General features: G+C 63.0%; 11 protein-coding genes. 5 read left to right on the top strand and 6 right to left on the bottom strand.

The genetic code is table 11. From position 1 onward, the window contains the following. The first annotated feature begins 1 nt into the window (after nt 1). Nucleotides 2–2,512: a ligase-associated DNA damage response DEXH box helicase gene (locus Tal182_RS02945; protein WP_085858015.1), complete on the top strand. Its 2,511-nt coding sequence runs from the start codon at nt 2–4 to the stop codon at nt 2,510–2,512. A gap of 26 nt (nt 2,513–2,538) precedes the next feature. Beyond that, nucleotides 2,539–3,264, top strand: a complete 726-nt coding sequence (gene pdeM, locus Tal182_RS02950) for a ligase-associated DNA damage response endonuclease PdeM (protein WP_085860789.1) — start codon at nt 2,539–2,541, stop codon at nt 3,262–3,264. A 42-nt stretch (nt 3,265–3,306) separates the two neighbouring features. Here pdeM and Tal182_RS02955 read toward each other — a convergent pair whose 3' ends face one another. Together Tal182_RS02955 and Tal182_RS02960 are read right to left on the bottom strand one after the other, a co-directional pair. Further along, a complete protein-coding gene (locus Tal182_RS02955; RefSeq protein WP_064800586.1) occupies nt 3,307–3,888 on the bottom strand; it encodes a transglycosylase SLT domain-containing protein in 582 nt (193 codons plus the stop codon). A 252-nt stretch (nt 3,889–4,140) separates the two neighbouring features. Next, nucleotides 4,141–4,722, bottom strand: a complete 582-nt coding sequence (locus Tal182_RS02960) for a dihydrofolate reductase family protein (protein WP_085858016.1) — start codon at nt 4,720–4,722, stop codon at nt 4,141–4,143. Between the two features lie 201 nt (nt 4,723–4,923). Here Tal182_RS02960 and Tal182_RS02965 point away from each other — a divergent pair, with 201 nt between their 5' ends. Both Tal182_RS02965 and Tal182_RS02970 read left to right on the top strand, forming a co-directional pair. Further along, nucleotides 4,924–5,532 (top strand): TetR/AcrR family transcriptional regulator, encoded by a 609-nt coding sequence (locus tag Tal182_RS02965; protein ID WP_085858017.1) that lies wholly within the window; start codon nt 4,924–4,926, stop codon nt 5,530–5,532. A gap of 12 nt (nt 5,533–5,544) precedes the next feature. Then, a complete protein-coding gene (locus Tal182_RS02970; RefSeq protein WP_085858018.1) occupies nt 5,545–5,832 on the top strand; it encodes a YciI family protein in 288 nt (95 codons plus the stop codon). Between the two features lie 34 nt (nt 5,833–5,866). Here the strand turns inward: Tal182_RS02970 and Tal182_RS02975 are convergent, their stop codons facing one another. From Tal182_RS02975 to Tal182_RS02990, 4 genes are all read right to left on the bottom strand, one after another. After that, nucleotides 5,867–6,667 carry a TIGR02186 family protein gene (locus Tal182_RS02975; RefSeq protein ID WP_085858019.1) on the bottom strand — a complete coding sequence of 267 codons (801 nt, stop codon included), beginning with the start codon at nt 6,665–6,667 and terminating at the stop codon, nt 5,867–5,869. After that, on the bottom strand, nt 6,667–7,590 hold the full coding sequence (locus tag Tal182_RS02980) for a sulfite exporter TauE/SafE family protein (protein ID WP_064800591.1): 924 nt from the start codon (nt 7,588–7,590) through the stop codon (nt 6,667–6,669). The genes Tal182_RS02975 and Tal182_RS02980 overlap by 1 nt, the downstream gene beginning before the upstream one ends. A 415-nt stretch (nt 7,591–8,005) precedes the next feature. Next, nucleotides 8,006–11,770 carry a peptidoglycan-binding protein gene (locus Tal182_RS02985; protein ID WP_085860792.1) on the bottom strand — a complete coding sequence of 1,255 codons (3,765 nt, stop codon included), beginning with the start codon at nt 11,768–11,770 and terminating at the stop codon, nt 8,006–8,008. 339 nt (nt 11,771–12,109) lie between these two features. After that, on the bottom strand, nt 12,110–12,793 hold the full coding sequence (locus Tal182_RS02990; RefSeq protein ID WP_085860794.1) for a DNA-3-methyladenine glycosylase I: 684 nt from the start codon (nt 12,791–12,793) through the stop codon (nt 12,110–12,112). Nucleotides 12,794–13,022: 229 nt separating this feature from the next. On the opposite strand from Tal182_RS02990, the gene Tal182_RS02995 reads away from it, so the two are divergent. Next, the gene (locus Tal182_RS02995) at nt 13,023–14,819 is read left to right on the top strand and encodes an acyl-CoA dehydrogenase C-terminal domain-containing protein (protein ID WP_085858020.1); all 1,797 of its coding nucleotides are present in this window, start codon (nt 13,023–13,025) and stop codon (nt 14,817–14,819) included. Nucleotides 14,820–14,840: the final 21 nt, after the last annotated feature.

The following is a 14,840-nucleotide window of genomic DNA, read 5'->3' on the forward strand; positions in this document are numbered from 1 at the left end:
CGTGGACCAGATCGATTCCGAAGCCAGCGCCCAGCTTCCTGCCACCTTTACCCGCTGGTTTGCGGAAAAGGGCTGGCGTCCGCGCGCCCATCAGCTGGAGCTGCTTGCCCGCGCCGAAGCCGGCGAAAGCACGCTGCTGATTGCGCCGACCGGCGCCGGCAAGACGCTGGCTGGTTTCCTGCCGTCGCTCACCGATCTCACCCGCCGCGGCCGCATTCCGCCCGGCTCCGCCTTCACCGGCATCCATACGCTCTATGTCTCGCCACTGAAGGCGCTGGCGATCGATATCGAGCGCAACCTGATGAAGCCGGTCGGGGAGATGGGCCTGCCGGTCACGGTGGAAAACCGCACCGGCGATACGCCGAACGCCAAGCGCCAGCGCCAGAAGCTCAGCCCTCCGGATATTCTGCTGACGACGCCCGAACAGGTCGCCCTGCTGCTGGCGAACCGCGAGGCCGAGCGCTTCTTCAAGGACCTGAAATATGTCGTACTCGACGAGCTGCATTCGCTCGTCACCTCCAAGCGCGGCCATATGCTGTCGCTCGGCCTTGCCCGTCTGCGCCGCCTTGCCCCCGATCTGAAGACGATCGGCCTGTCGGCAACCGTCGCCGAGCCGATGGATCTGCAGAAATGGCTGGTCGCCCAGGAGGAGGGGAAAGAGCATCATGCCGGCCTCGTCGTCGTCGAAGGCGGCGCCAAGCCCGATATCTCGATCCTGTCGACCGACGAGCGCATTCCCTGGGCCGGCCATTCCGCCAAATATGCCATTCCGGATGTCTATCGGCAGCTCCTCGACCACCAGACGACGCTGCTCTTCGTCAATACCCGCAGCCAGGCCGAAATGCTGTTTCAGGAACTCTGGACAATCAATGACGACAATCTGCCGATCGCGCTCCACCACGGTTCGCTCGATGTCGCGCAGCGCCGCAAGGTCGAGGCGGCGATGGCCGAAAACCGGCTGCGCGCCGTTGTTGCCACCTCGACGCTCGATCTCGGCATCGACTGGGGCGATGTCGATCTCGTCATCCATGTCGGCGCGCCGAAGGGCGCCTCGCGTCTTGCCCAGCGCATCGGTCGCGCCAATCACCGCATGGACGAGCCCTCGAAGGCGATCCTCGTGCCGGCCAACCGGTTCGAGGTGATGGAGTGCCAGGCCGCCCTCGACGCCAATTATATCGGCGCCCAGGACACGCCGCCCGTCGGCCGCGGCGCGCTCGATGTGCTCGCCCAGCACGTGCTCGGCATGGCCTGCGCCGAGCCTTTCGACATGCTGGAACTCTACGACGAAGTCACCAGCGCCTCACCCTATGCCGATCTCAGCTGGGAGACCTTCGAGCGCGTCGTCGATTTCGTCGCGACCGGCGGTTATGCGCTGAGGACTTACGAGCGCTACGCCCGCATCCGCAAAACCAAGGAGGGGCGCTGGCGCGTCTCCAATCCTGCTGTCGCCCAGCAATACCGCCTCAACCTCGGCACGATCGTCGAAAGCCCGATGCTGAACATCCGCATGGTCAAGCGCGGCGAGGGCGGCAGGATCGGCCGCGGCGGCGCGACGCTGGGGAAGGTCGAGGAATATTTCCTCGAGCAATTGTCGCCGGGCGACACCTTCATTTTTTCCGGCAAGGTGCTGCGCTTCGAGGGCATCCGCGAAAACGAATGCCTCGCCTCGCAGGCCTTTTCCCTCGATCCGAAGATCCCCTCCTATGCCGGCGGCAAATTCCCGCTGTCGACCTATCTCGCCGAACAGGTGCGGGCGATGATCGCCGATCCCGACCGCTGGCGCCACCTGCCGGATCAGGTGCGCGACTGGCTGTCGTTGCAGACCGACAAGTCGATGCTGCCGAAGCGCGACGAGTTCCTGATCGAAACCTTCCCGCGCGGCAGCCGCGGCTACATGGTCGCCTATCCCTTCGAAGGCCGTCTCGCCCACCAGACGCTCGGCATGCTGCTTACCCGCCGGCTGGAGCGGGCCGGCGCCAAGCCGCTCGGCTTCGTCGCCACCGATTACTCGCTGGCCGTCTGGGGCCTCGAAGATATGGGGCTGATGATCGCCAATGGCCGCCTCAGCCTCTCCGATCTCTTCGACGAAGATATGCTGGGCGACGATCTCGAGGCCTGGCTCGCCGAATCTTTCCTTTTGAAGCGTACCTTCCGCAATTGCGCCGTGATTGCAGGCTTGATCGAGCGCCGCCATCCGGGCAAGGAAAAGAGCGGCCGCCAGATCACCGTCTCGGCCGACCTGATCTATGACGTGCTGCGCAGCCATGAGCCGGACCACATCCTGCTGCAGGCAACGCGCCAGGATGCGGCGACGGGGCTTTTGGATATCAGCCGTCTTGGCGATATGCTGATGCGAATCAGGGGCCACATCACCCATCGCCCGCTCGACCATATTTCCCCGCTCGCCGTGCCGGTGATGCTGGAGATCGGACGGGAGGCGGTGCCCGGCGAGGCTCACGATGCGCTATTGGCCGAGGCGGCGGACGATCTGATCGCCGAAGCTTTGGCATGACGACGACTGGGAAGAACACGATCGTGATGAACCGCCTGGCGCTGGCGCGCAACATATCCGGATTGGCTGCGATCCCCGGCATTGAGACATCGGTGAACGGTATTGCCGCCCTCTGCGATCCGCTCGGCGCCCTCTATCTGCCGGATGCCGGTCTGCTCGTCGTCTCCGACCTGCATTTGGAGAAAGGCGCGGCCTTCGCCCGCCGCGGCATGATGCTGCCGCCCTATGACACGCTGGCGACCCTGACCGTGCTGGCCGCTGTCATCTCCCGCTACGATCCGAAGCTCGTCGTCTCGCTCGGCGACAATTTCGACGACCGCATCGGCTCCGCGCATCTGCCGGAAAACTTCCGCGCTCTGATCGTCGGCATGGCGCGCGGCCGCGAATGGATCTGGGTCAATGGCAATCACGATCCCGATGGCGTCGTCGATCTGCCCGGCGCTTCCGTCGACGAGGTGCGTTATGCCGGCCTGACCTTCCGCCACGAGCCGAGAAACGGCTTGCAGAGCGGCGAGATCGCTGGCCATCTTCATCCTTCGGCGACCGTGCGCCGCCGGGAACGATCCATCCGCCGTCCCTGTTTCGCCACCGACGGCGCCCGCCTCCTGATGCCGGCCTTCGGCGTCATGAGCGGCGGTCTCGACCTCGGCCATCAAGCGATGACAGGCCTTTTCGACAAGGAATCGCTGATCGCGCATCTGTTGGGACGCGATCGGATCTATTCGGTCCGGTACGGGAATTTGCGTGGGTAGCGTCTGTCCTCGATGGGGCGTGCCACACGGCACCCGTTGAACTCAATCACACCCCTGCAATTGCTGCTGATATGTTCCCGCCATTCGCGCGAACTTCTGCGCCGTCTGCTGCAATTGCCCGTTCGAGCGCCAGTCGCCGCGCTTGTATCCCGTCGGCCCGGAATAATAGGCAAGATAGAGGTTATAGGCATCGTTCAGTGGAATGCCGGTGTCCACGCTGTTCTGGTAATGATACCAGCCGATGAAATCGATGGCGTCGGTAAAATTCGTCCGCCGCGCCGCCCAGTTCCCCGTCTGCGACTGATAGTGATCCCATGTCCCGTCGAGCGCTTGCGAATAGCCGTAGGCCGTCGACGGCCGGGTCCAGGGAATGAAGCCGAAGAGCTTGGTGCGCGGCGGCCGCGCATAGGGCTGGAAGCCGGATTCGGTGTACATCGTCGCCATCAGGATCGGTACGGGCACGCCGTATTTCTTCTCCGTCCGCTCGGCCGCCCTCTGCCAGCTGGAGAAAAGCCCTTCGCGCTGATCGAAGACGGCGCAGATGTTCCTCGTCTGCTTCGGCGCCGTCGCGCAGCCGGCAAGCAGCGCGAGACCCACGGCGGTCAGAACGATACGAGTACGCATAACAGAACCTCTCGTTTCCGAGAGATTACTAACTCGTAAATGTTAAAAAGCGGTTTTTAGTCGAATACGAGCTTTTCCGAAGGGCCATTATGAAAACCCCTCCCCACGAGGGGAGGGGTTAATGCGCTGCGCCAACTGGGCAGACGTCAGCCTTTCCGCGGATGCAAGGGTGAAATGGAAAGCAGCGGCGGCGGCATATAAGCCCCTCCCCCTTGTGGGGAGGGGTTGGGGAGGGGTTTTCACAACCAGGAACTAGACAGCCATGAGCCACAGCCGGTACGACCTGACGGGCTCGTAGCGCAGGATCACTGCGCCGCTTTGCGTGGTCGCGGATTCAATGAGCTTCAACGGCACTTGGGCCTCATTTGCTTTGAAAAGCGGATTGCCGCCGCCGAGAATGACCGGCACCACGCAGACTCTGATCTCATCGATGAGGTTGGCCCTCAGCAGGCTGTCGGCCAGCGCGGCGCTGCCGAAGATGAAGATCGTCTTGCCGTCCTCCTGCTTCAGCCTGGTCAATTCGGGGATCGGATCGCTGACGATACGGGCATTGTTCCAGCCAGGATCGGTCATCGTTCGAGAGACGGCGATCTTGGCGATGCCGTTCATATAGGATTTGATCTTGTCTTCGTCCTCGGCTGTCGGCCAGTAGGCGGCCATGCCCTCATAGGTCTTGCGGCCGAAGACCAGGAGATCGCCTTCCTCGCCGAACTGCTCTGCATAGCGCTTGAGCTCTGGCCCCCAGGCGAGATTGTGGAAGTCGATCTCCCACGGTTTCGTTCCCTCGAAATAGCCATCAAGCGTCATCAGGTTCCAGACGACAAGCTTCCGCATTTCATCCTCCTCGGGTAAAACTGCTTTCAATAAGCAACTGGTTTACGATAGTACAACTGATTGCGATATGCAAGTGGTGCAAGGGGGGAGACGGGCTGCCGACAAGAAGTTCCGGCGCTTGACTCTTCTAGGTCAATTGTCCTAACACCTAGGTCAATCGACCTACGAGTCGTGGCTTCGCGGACAAAAGGGAGAATAAAAATGGTTGCTGCGGCCACCCGACAGCAGATTGTCGAAGCAGCCGACAGGCTTTTCTACGAGGGGGGCTTCGAAGCGACGTCCTTTGCCGACATTGCGGGAACAGTCGGACTCTCGCGAGGCAATTTTTATTATCACTTCAAGACGAAGGACGAGCTTCTCGATGCGGTGATCACCCATCGCCTCCTCAAAACCAGGTCAATGCTCGATGGGTGGGAAGCGAAAGCCGAGGCACCTGACGAGCGCATTCTCAGCTTCATCAATCTCCTCATCGTGAATCAGACGAAGATCATGGCGCACGGTTGCCCGGTCGGCACGCTTTGCGGCGAACTCGCCAAGCTCGATCATATTGCCAAGAGCCGTGCTGCCGAACTTTTCGATCTGTTTCGCCATTGGCTCTCACGTCAATTCAGTGCGTTTGGCCGCGAGGCTGAAGCCGATGCGCTTGCCATGCACATTCTGATGCGAAGCCAAGGGGTCGCGACGCTTGCGGCCGCCTATCGCGACGAAATCTTTGTTCGAAATGAGGTGGAAAACATGCGCGCGTGGCTGGTGGCGCAGCGGCCCGGAACCCCCGTCTTTCCCGAAACCCATTCCCGACAGCATTCCTAAAGGAGCCCTTGGATGTTTTTCGTTACGCTGAAGTTTTCTGATGACAAGGCCAAAGCGCCCGTTCTGATGGAGGCGCACAATGCCTGGCTCAAACGCGGCTTCGACGATGGGATTTTTCTTCTCGCCGGCGGCCTTCAGCCGAGCGCAGGTGGAGCGGTCGTCGCTCACAACACCTCGCGCGCCGAACTCGAAACCCGGATTCGGCAGGATCCTTTTGTAGCGGAAGGCGTCGTCAGCGCCGATATTCTGGAAATTGCCCCCGCCCGCGTCGATGAGCGGCTCGCCTTCCTGAAGACATAAGACAAGGGCGCGATGATTTGCAGTCGGCGCCGGATCATTCCTTGCGGAAGATCAGGCTGGCCCCCCAGCCGGTGACGACGGCGAGCGCCACGGCCGCAAAGCCGTAGAGGATTGGCTGATCATGGGCCGCATCGGTGATCGTCTGTTCGATGCCCGTCTTGATGACGCGCAGCGGCAGCGATTTATCGGTAATGAGATTGCCGCTCTTGAAGAGATAGGCGCGCACCGTGTGCACCCCGTTCGGAATATTTGCCGGCAGGCGCAGGCTCGCCTTGAAGAGGTTCGATGAAACGAACCGCACGCCGCTCGGGTTGCGGTCATAAAGCGCGCCGCCCTGCTGCAGCCGCAGGAAAGCCTGACGGAACTCGCCGAGATTGCTGCCGTCGCCGACGAAGCCGACCGGCGTCAGCGGAATGTGGTCGATGCCGATCCCCTGATCGGTCAGTTCGAGCGGCGTCGTCAGGTCGTCGATCATGCGCGAGCTCGACATCGAATAGGAATGCGGCACGGCCTCGAAAGTCATCGAGCGCCTGTTGACCCAGATGCCGAAGACGCGTTCCTTCTTGCGCACCGTTGCGTCCTCGCGCGGGCCTTCCAGCACCACCACCACGTCATACTGGCCAATGGCGAGCAGCAGCTGGTCGGTGTTCGAGAGCGCCCCGAAGATCGTCAGATCCGCGCCATGGAAATCCGAAGTGATGGCGATTTCGCTGGTCGACGTGCCGATCTCAAGGCCTTCGCGCACCGCTTCCGTTGCCTGCCCCGGCAGCCACTGCGCCCCGGCAACCGCCGGCAGCAGACACAGGAACAGGAGGATCGAGGCAAGCAGGCGCATCAGTTGCCGGTCCCCATCACCACCGAATAGACGTCCGCCGGGGTGACCACCAGTGCGATCGCCAGACGCAGGCCGACAGCCAGCACCAGCAGGCCGAGCAGCGCGCGCAGCTGTTCGCCGCGCAGCTTCTGGCCGACGCGCACGCCGTATTGCGCCCCGACGACACCCGCCACCATCAGGATGAAGGCAAGCACGATGTCGACTGAGAAGTTCGTCGCCGCCTGCACGATTGTCGTATAGGCGGTCACGAAAATGATCTGATAGAGCGAGGTGCCGACCACGACATTGGTCGGGATGCGCAGGAGGTAGATCATTGCCGGCACCATGATGAAGCCGCCGCCGACACCCATGATCGAGGTCAGGATGCCGATCGCAAAGCCGAGCGCAATGATCGGAATGACGCTGAGGAAAATCTTCGATTTCTTGAAGCGCACCTTGAGCGGCAGCTTGTGCACCCAGTGCTGGTGGCCCGGCCTGCGCGGTACGGGCGGCTCATTGCGTGCCGCCCGCCGCATGGCATTGATGCTTTCGAGCAGCATCAGCCCGCCAACCGTGCCGAGGAAGACGACATACATCAGCGAGATGATCAGATCGAGCTGGCCGATGGCCCGCAGCAGCGAGAAGATCCAGATGCCGACGGTCGCCCCTGAAAGACCGCCGAACAGAAGCACCGTGCCGAGCTTGACGTCGAGCGTGCCGCGCCGGAAATGGGTGATCGCACCTGAAATCGACGACGCCACGACCTGGTTGGCACCGGTGGCGACGGCGACGACGGGCGGGATGTTGTAGAAGATCAATAGCGGGGTGATGAGAAAACCGCCGCCGACGCCGAACATTCCAGACAGGAATCCGACGGCCGCCCCCATGCCGAGAATGATGAAGATGTTCACCGACAATTCTGCGATTGGCAGATAGATTGTCACAACCGACCCCGAATGATGACCGCTCCTGCCGGGCGGTTCCTGTGTCCCCGTTCGAATGCACACCATACTGTGAAATCGTTGCCAGAGGCTTTCGATCGGCCCTGATGGATGGAGATCGATGGCAGGAGATTCGGCGATGCGCGGATCGATATGTCCGGCATAATCGGGCTTTTTTCAGGTTTTGTGACGACGGTTGGAAAAATTCGGAAAAGCTTGCGGCAAAGCGCCGCGAAGCCGGTGAAGACCCCTCCCCAACCCTCCCCACAAGGGGGAGGGACTATGCGCGGCACCGCCCCACAGCAACATCAACGTTCCCGCGGATGAAACCGTGAAAGAGATAACGTCGGCGCGGCATTCAAGCCCCCCCTTTGTGGGGAGGGGTCTTCACCGGCGGCTCGACCTCCGTCGACGTGCCTCAGATCGCCTTGGCGACTTGCTTGTTGCGTTCGAGCAGCGCCTTCACGGTCGCGTCGCTCACCTTGCCGTCCGGCTCCTGGCCGATCGACTTCTGGAAGCTCTTGATCGCTGCGACGGTTTTCGCCCCCATTTCGCCGTCCGGCACGCCGGCGTCGAAGCCGTTATTGTTGAGGATCGCCTGGATGTTGCGGATCGCCTTCTTCATGTCGACGGTTGCCGTCTTCATGCCCGTGCCGGCCCATTCGTCGGGAATGTCGATGCCGTTGGCGCGATGGTCGAGCGGTTCCGGCTTCCAGAGATCGGCCTTGGCGCGCGCCCGTTCGAGCTGGTCGGGCTTCATCGCTTTGGCCACTTCGTCCCGCTTCTGCGCTGCATCCTTGTCGCCGGCCTTGGCGGCGATCGCGAACCACTTGTAGGATTCTTCCAGATCCGCCGGAACGCCGTTGCCCCTCGCGCAGAGGATTGCCAGGTTGAACTGGCTGTCGGTGATGCCGAGATCGGCGGCCTTGGTAAACCACGAGGCCGCCGTCGCATAATCCTGCTGGCCGAGCGCGCCGGAGGCGTAGAGGACGGCGAGATTGTGCATGGCGCTGGCATTGCCCTGGTTCGCCGCCTGCTCGTAGAAGCCCTTCGCCTTGGCGATGTCGCGTTCGACGCCGTTGCCCTTCTCATACATGCTGCCGAGCCGGTATTGTGCCGGCGCAAAGCCCTTGTCGGCCGAAAGCTCGTACCAGCCCGCGGCCTGTTTCTGATCGACGCTCATACCGTTGCGGCCGTCCGAATAGCGCGCGCCGATCTCGAACAGCGCCAGCGCATCGCCGCCCTGCGCCGCATCGGCAAGTGATTTCGGCTGCACGGTGTCGGGAATGGTGATCGCTGCCTGCGGCCCGGGCCCCGCTGCGATCGGGCTGTTCGCAGTGAAGCTCGACGTTTCCTGCGTTGCGACGGACGAACCGGCGGGGGCAAAGGTTGCAGCCCCTTCGCCGTCGAGCGGCATCGCATCGGTCAGATGATCGCCGGCGGCAGGCGGGGTTGTTTCCGGCTGCGCCTGATCGGTGGCCGGCGCGCTCGTCGTTGCAGCGGCGTTCATATCGGCAGCGCCGGTGTCCGGCTGGGCGGGTGTCGCCTCAGGTGGGACCGGCTGCGGGTTGTCCATTGCCCCCGTCAGTACCGAGACCTCCGCCGGCGACTGCGGCGCCGGCTCGCCACTCGTCAGCGTCCGGGCCAGCGGAAAGGCCATGATGGCGAGCAGCACGGCGCCGACGGCGAGAAGGATCGGCCGGCGGTAGCGCGAAAAGGCGCTGGTCTTGCCTGTTTCACCGATCTTGCCGGCCTTGGCGGCATTCGCGGCCTTTTTCTCGGCCTTGGCCGCCTGCTTCGGATTGGCGTCGACTTCCATTGCGGCTGCCTGCGCCGCCCGGCGCGCAGCGGCGATGTAATCGGCCCGATCGGTCTCGACGTTAGGTTTGCCGCGTTGAGCACTCTGGCTGGCGCGCACCCGCTCGAGAATCTTCTTGACGTCGGGCGCGCCCGAACCCGGCTCGAGCAGTTCGTTCGCGGCATCCGTCTGCACCACGTCGGCGGGATCGATTGACGGGGCGGGGTCGATCATCGGTCGTTCGTTCGCCTGCGCCTCGGCTTTCTTGGCGGGCCGCAGCCGCTTGCCAAGGCTGGCGAGCAGGCTGGTTTTTACAGGCGCCGGTGTCGGGGTCTCCGGCGTCCTCGTTGCCGCTTCGATGGCGATTGCGCTCGTCGCGCTCATGGCCGCAGCCTGGACTGGGGCGGCAGGTTCCGCCGCGACCTCTGCCGTGCGGATGACCGGAGAGGCTTTCGTCGCCGGCGCTGCGTCCGGTGCCCGGGCGGCTTCGGCCACCATCAGCGCATAGGGGTCGCCATCGAAATCGACGTCGGCCATCGGCATCTGGGCGACCGGCCGTCCGCGCTCTTCCATGCCGTCGAGCCGGTCGGCGATATGGACCAGCGTCTCGTGCAGCGCCTTGAAGGTCTTGTGCGTGCGCTCCTCGCTGTCGCGGCTGATATCCTCGAGATGGCGCAGATCCTCGGCCAGCGCCGCCAGTGCCGACATGTCGGCGGCGGGCACGCCGCCCTGAAGGCCGCCATTGCGCGAATAGGCCTCGACGACGGCTTCCGCCGCCTGCCGCGCTGCCTCGATGATATATTCGTCGCTCGTCGCCATATAGTCTTCGATCGCGCCCATGCGCCGGTCGAAGTCGGCCGGGATCGCGGCACTTTCGCGCGGCTCGCTCATCAGCGCCGAAAGGTTGGCGATCTGGTCTTCGAGGTTTTTCAGCGCCCGCGGATCGGTCGGCGCCGCCGCTGTTGTTTCTTCAAGCCGGGCGGCGATGTCGCTCAGCCGGCCTTCGAGACGCTGGAAGGCCCTGTCGTCGATCGCTGCGGCAGGGGCGGGCTGCTGATAAGCCATCTCGTCGATGCGCCGAGCGAGATAATCGAGCCGCTGCGCCAGCACGTCATTGACCGCGCCATTCTCCAGCGCATCGATCTTGCGGGAGATGTCGGAAAGCGGGCCGGTGAGGTCGGGTTGCGCGGCCGCCTTCTGGGTGCGCTCCAACAGATAGGAAAGATGTTCCAGGCGCTCGTCGAGCCGGGACGTCGCTTCCGCCTTGGTCAACTCCTCGACACGCTCCGTCAGGGCTTCCAGCCGCATCGCCAGCTCGTCGGCCGGATTTGCGCGGCTGGCCGCGTCATGGCTCATCAGGTCGATCTGGTCGGCGAGCGACGAGAGCCGGCTTTCCAGCCGCTGCATCAGCGTCGGATCGTTGCCGGCGGCCGCGCGTCCGCTGGCCGCGATCGCCCGGCTGATCTCGTCGAGTCGCGTGTCCATGGCGGCGAACTGCTCGGACATGATCCGGTCATGCGGCTGGATCATGTTGCCGAATTGCTCCATCGCCGTGGCGATGGCGATCAGCTTGTCTTCCAGTGCCCGCACCGCCGGGCTTTCGTCCATGCCGCCGAGATGGCGCTTGATGTCGTCGAGCCGGTAAGCGAGCGAAACGAGTTCTTCCTGCAGCCCCTCGGTATCGAGTGCCGCAAGCCGGCTCTCGACGCCGTCCCAGCGATTTTCCATATGGCGCAGCGATTCCTCCCGCGCCAGCCCGTCCATCAGCGAGCGCAGCTCCTCGAAATCCTCACGCAGGCCGGCAGCCTCCGGCCCGCTCGAGCGGCCGGTCAACTGGCTGATGCTCTGAGCTAGGCGGTTCATGTCGGCGCGGATGTCGTCGGCGAAGCGGCTGTCTCCGGCAGTCGCCTTGATCTCGCGCAGTTCGGCGCGCAGCGCGCTCATCTCGCGAGTCACGCCCTCGGAAATGTCGCGCTTCAGGTCCTGCCTGAGGTTGACGAGCGCCTGAGCGATCTCGGTCATCGTGTCGTCGCCGGCGCGCAAGGCAGGGGCGGAGAGTGGCGCGGTGGCGCGCGGTGCGGCGTCGCGCAGCTGGGTGGCCTGCTCGCGCCCATAGGAGCGTTCGCGGCCCGCTTCCAAAGCGCGCTGGCGCTGGCGAATTTCTGCCAGCGGATCCGGCCGCGGCTCGAGCGGCGCTCGTGTGGGGCGGGGTGCATTGGAGCCCGCATAAGGATCGCGCTCGGCCGTTGGCGTGCGCGTCCGCTGATCGCGTCCGCTGCCCATCAGCCCTTCGATGCGCGCCTCCAGCCCTTCGATCGTGCGGTTCAGCGCATCGAGCGAGGTCCTGTCGGACTGTCGGGAAGGATTTGATCGCGATCCGTTCATCTTCTTGCTCGCTTCGACTGCTCGACCTCTCGTCAGAGCTCGATCCGTGGCTTTTCGGTCTGTGCCCCGCGCCTGTCGCGGGACCGGCGCGCCCTCGTCCATGAGAAGATAGTCAATTAGACTTTCCTCACGCTGAACGATGTAGCGGCATCCTTGGAAAACGCGGGACGGGGAAAAGGAATGCGGATCACTACGGCTCAATCCGCACCTTTCACGAAACGTGGTAAACAAGCCGTTAAGATCGATGGGAATTTTTTAACGTTTGCGGTCGAAAGGCCGTTTTAGGCGGCAATTGCTGTGAAATTCGCCGGATCGGATAGCCATCGTCCGACTGGAATTTCAGCGCGGCGCGTCGATCGAATAGGCGCTGATGCGCGACAGATGAATGAAGGAAAGACCGGTCTCCTCGGCCCATTCATTGAAGGCCTGTTGGATCAGCTGCTGATCCTTCTTGGTCGTACCGGAGGAGGAGAGCGGCACGCCGGCCGATCTCAGGCAGGCGAGCACGTCGAGCGTGGCGACGAAGCTGTCGCGGCCGATGCCGCGCAGGAAATACTGGCCGGTCATGCCGCCGAGCCGGCTGCCGCGTTTGTTCAACAGCTCGAGAAGGCCGATCTGGTCCTCCCGCGGCCAGTCGGCGAAGAAGGCGCCAGCGCTGCCATGTTCCCTCGCCAGCTCTCTGACGAAGGCGGCATTGGCGCGAACCGACATGATCTTCGCGCCGTTGCGGATGATCCGCTCGTCCGATGTCAGCTCATGCCAGTAATCGTCGGGCGCGATATTCAGCGCCGCCGGATCGAAGCCGGAAAACGCCGCCTCGAAGCCCGGCCATTTCGCATCGATCACCTTCTGCGCGAAGCCGCTATAGAAAATGCGGCAGGTCATGTCGGCCAGGATGCGGTGGTCGGGCAGGCTGCGCAGCCGGTCGTGATCCGGCCGGTGTTTCTCCAGCAACGCCTGCAGCGCTGCCGCACCGCCTTTTCGCTGCTCCGCACGCTGCCTGATCGCCTCGAAACTGATCATCCCGCCGATCCCCTCTGGCATTCCCGAATTGCGGATTGAATGACGGTTCCGCTTATAGGCCATTCCAGCATGGACAAGGAAGGGGAGATGACGTCTCCTCAGCCGTGGAATTTTTTCATGAAAAGAAGGCAAAGGTGCAGAATTTGACGTTTACGCAAACGTCAATATTTTGTAAGACGATGACCAGGGCCGGCGCGATCCGGTTATTTGAATGGGAGGAATTTGAGAGATGCCAGTCTACAAGGCCCCGGTGAACGATACACTTTTCGTTCTGAACGACGTGCTGGGCCTCGAACGCTACAACAATCTTCCCGGTTTTGCCGATGCGACGCCCGATATGATCGAGGCCATCCTCGGCGAAGCGGCCAAGGTGGCTGAAGAAGTTCTTTTTCCGGTCAATTATTCCGGCGACCAGGAAGGCTGCAGACGGCAGGATGACGCCAGTGTCTCGACGCCGAAGGGCTTCAGGGAAGCCTATAACGCCTATCGTGAAGGCGGCTGGATCGGCCTTGCGGTGCCGGAAGAATTCGGCGGGCAGGGGCTTCCCTATACGCTGCATGCCGCCGTCGGCGAATATACCTCCGCCGCCAACATGTCGCTGATGATGTATCCCGGCCTGACCCAGGGCGCAATCGCCGCGATCCTCGTCCATGGCACGCAGGAACAGAAGGAAACCTATCTGCCGAAGATGGTCGACGGTTCCTGGTCCGGCACAATGAACCTGACCGAGCCGCATTGCGGCACCGATCTCGGCATGTTGCGCACCCGTGCGGTGCCGCAGGCGGACGGCAGCTATAAAATATCCGGCCAGAAGATCTTCATCTCTGCCGGCGAGCATGATCTGACCGACAACATCGTTCATCTGGTTCTGGCCCGCATCGAGGGCGCGCCGGAGGGCACCAAGGGCATCTCGCTCTTCATCGTGCCGAAATACCTGGTCGGCAAGGACGGCGCCCTTGGCGAGCGCAACGCCGTCACCTGCGGCGCGATCGAGCACAAGATGGGCATTCACGGCAACGCCACCTGCGTCATGAATTACGACGAGGCGATCGGCTTCCTGATCGGCGCCGAAAACCGCGGCCTCAACGCCATGTTCGTAATGATGAACGAGGCCCGCCTGATGGTCGGCCTGCAGGGCATCGCCATTTCCGAAATCGCCTATCAGAATGCCGCCAACTATGCCCGCGACCGCATCCAGGGCCGCTCGCTTTCCGGCGTCAAGGCCCCGGATAAGAAGGCCGATCCGATCATCGTCCATCCCGATATCCGCCGGTCGCTGATGACCATCCGCGCCTTCAACGAGGCCGGCCGCGCCTTCCTGCTCTGGACCGCGCTGAAATCCGATATCGCTCACCGCGCCACCGACGAGAAGGAGCGCCAGACCGCCGACGACATTCTCGGCCTCGTCACCCCGATCCTCAAGGGCGTGATGACCGACCGCGGCTTCGATCACGCCGTCATGGCCCAGCAGGTATTCGGCGGCCACGGCTATATCGAAGAACACGGCATGAGCCAGTATGTGCGCGATGCCCGCATCGCCATGATCTATGAAGGCGCCAACGGCATTCAGGCGCTCGATCTCGTCGGCCGCAAACTCGCCCTGAACGGCGGCCGCGCCGCCATGGCCCTCTTCAAGGAGATCGGCGATTTCTGCGAGGAAAACCGCAGCGACGAAAAACTCTCCTTCTTCACCAAGCACCTGAAGAAGGGCTTGAACGACGTCCAGGGCGCGACCATGTGGTTCATGCAGAACGCCATGGCCAAGCCCGACAATGCCGGCGCCGGCTCGACCGACTACATGCATCTCTTCGGCCTCGTCGTGCTCGGCTATATGTGGGTGAAAATGGCGAAGGCCGCCGAGGACGGCCTTGCGTCGGGTGACGCGAGCCGCGAGGATTTCCTGAGGAACAAGCTGGTGACCGCCCGCTTCTTCATGGAACGTATCATGCCGGAAACCGCGCTGCGCAAGGCCCGCATCGAAGCCGGCGCCGACACGATGATGGCGCTGGCCGCGGAAGCGTTTTGATTGTGTCCCCTTCTCCCCCGC

The organism is Rhizobium sp. TAL182, assembly GCF_002117725.1.
Classification (GTDB): Bacteria; Pseudomonadota; Alphaproteobacteria; order Rhizobiales; family Rhizobiaceae; genus Rhizobium; species Rhizobium esperanzae.

What these genes read in the sequence shown, in the direction of transcription:
- pdeM (WP_085860789.1), top strand. Translation starts at nt 2,539, where the DNA reads ATGAACCGCCTGGCGCTGGCGCGCAACATATCCGGATTGGCTGCGATC.
- Tal182_RS02955 (WP_064800586.1), bottom strand. Translation starts at nt 3,888, where the DNA reads ATGCGTACTCGTATCGTTCTGACCGCCGTGGGTCTCGCGCTGCTTGCC.
- Tal182_RS02960 (WP_085858016.1), bottom strand. Translation starts at nt 4,722, where the DNA reads ATGCGGAAGCTTGTCGTCTGGAACCTGATGACGCTTGATGGCTATTTC.
- Tal182_RS02965 (WP_085858017.1), top strand. Translation starts at nt 4,924, where the DNA reads ATGGTTGCTGCGGCCACCCGACAGCAGATTGTCGAAGCAGCCGACAGG.
- Tal182_RS02970 (WP_085858018.1), top strand. Translation starts at nt 5,545, where the DNA reads ATGTTTTTCGTTACGCTGAAGTTTTCTGATGACAAGGCCAAAGCGCCC.
- Tal182_RS02975 (WP_085858019.1), bottom strand. Translation starts at nt 6,667, where the DNA reads ATGCGCCTGCTTGCCTCGATCCTCCTGTTCCTGTGTCTGCTGCCGGCG.
- Tal182_RS02985 (WP_085860792.1), bottom strand. Translation starts at nt 11,770, where the DNA reads ATGAACGGATCGCGATCAAATCCTTCCCGACAGTCCGACAGGACCTCG.
- Tal182_RS02990 (WP_085860794.1), bottom strand. Translation starts at nt 12,793, where the DNA reads ATGATCAGTTTCGAGGCGATCAGGCAGCGTGCGGAGCAGCGAAAAGGC.
- Tal182_RS02995 (WP_085858020.1), top strand. Translation starts at nt 13,023, where the DNA reads ATGCCAGTCTACAAGGCCCCGGTGAACGATACACTTTTCGTTCTGAAC.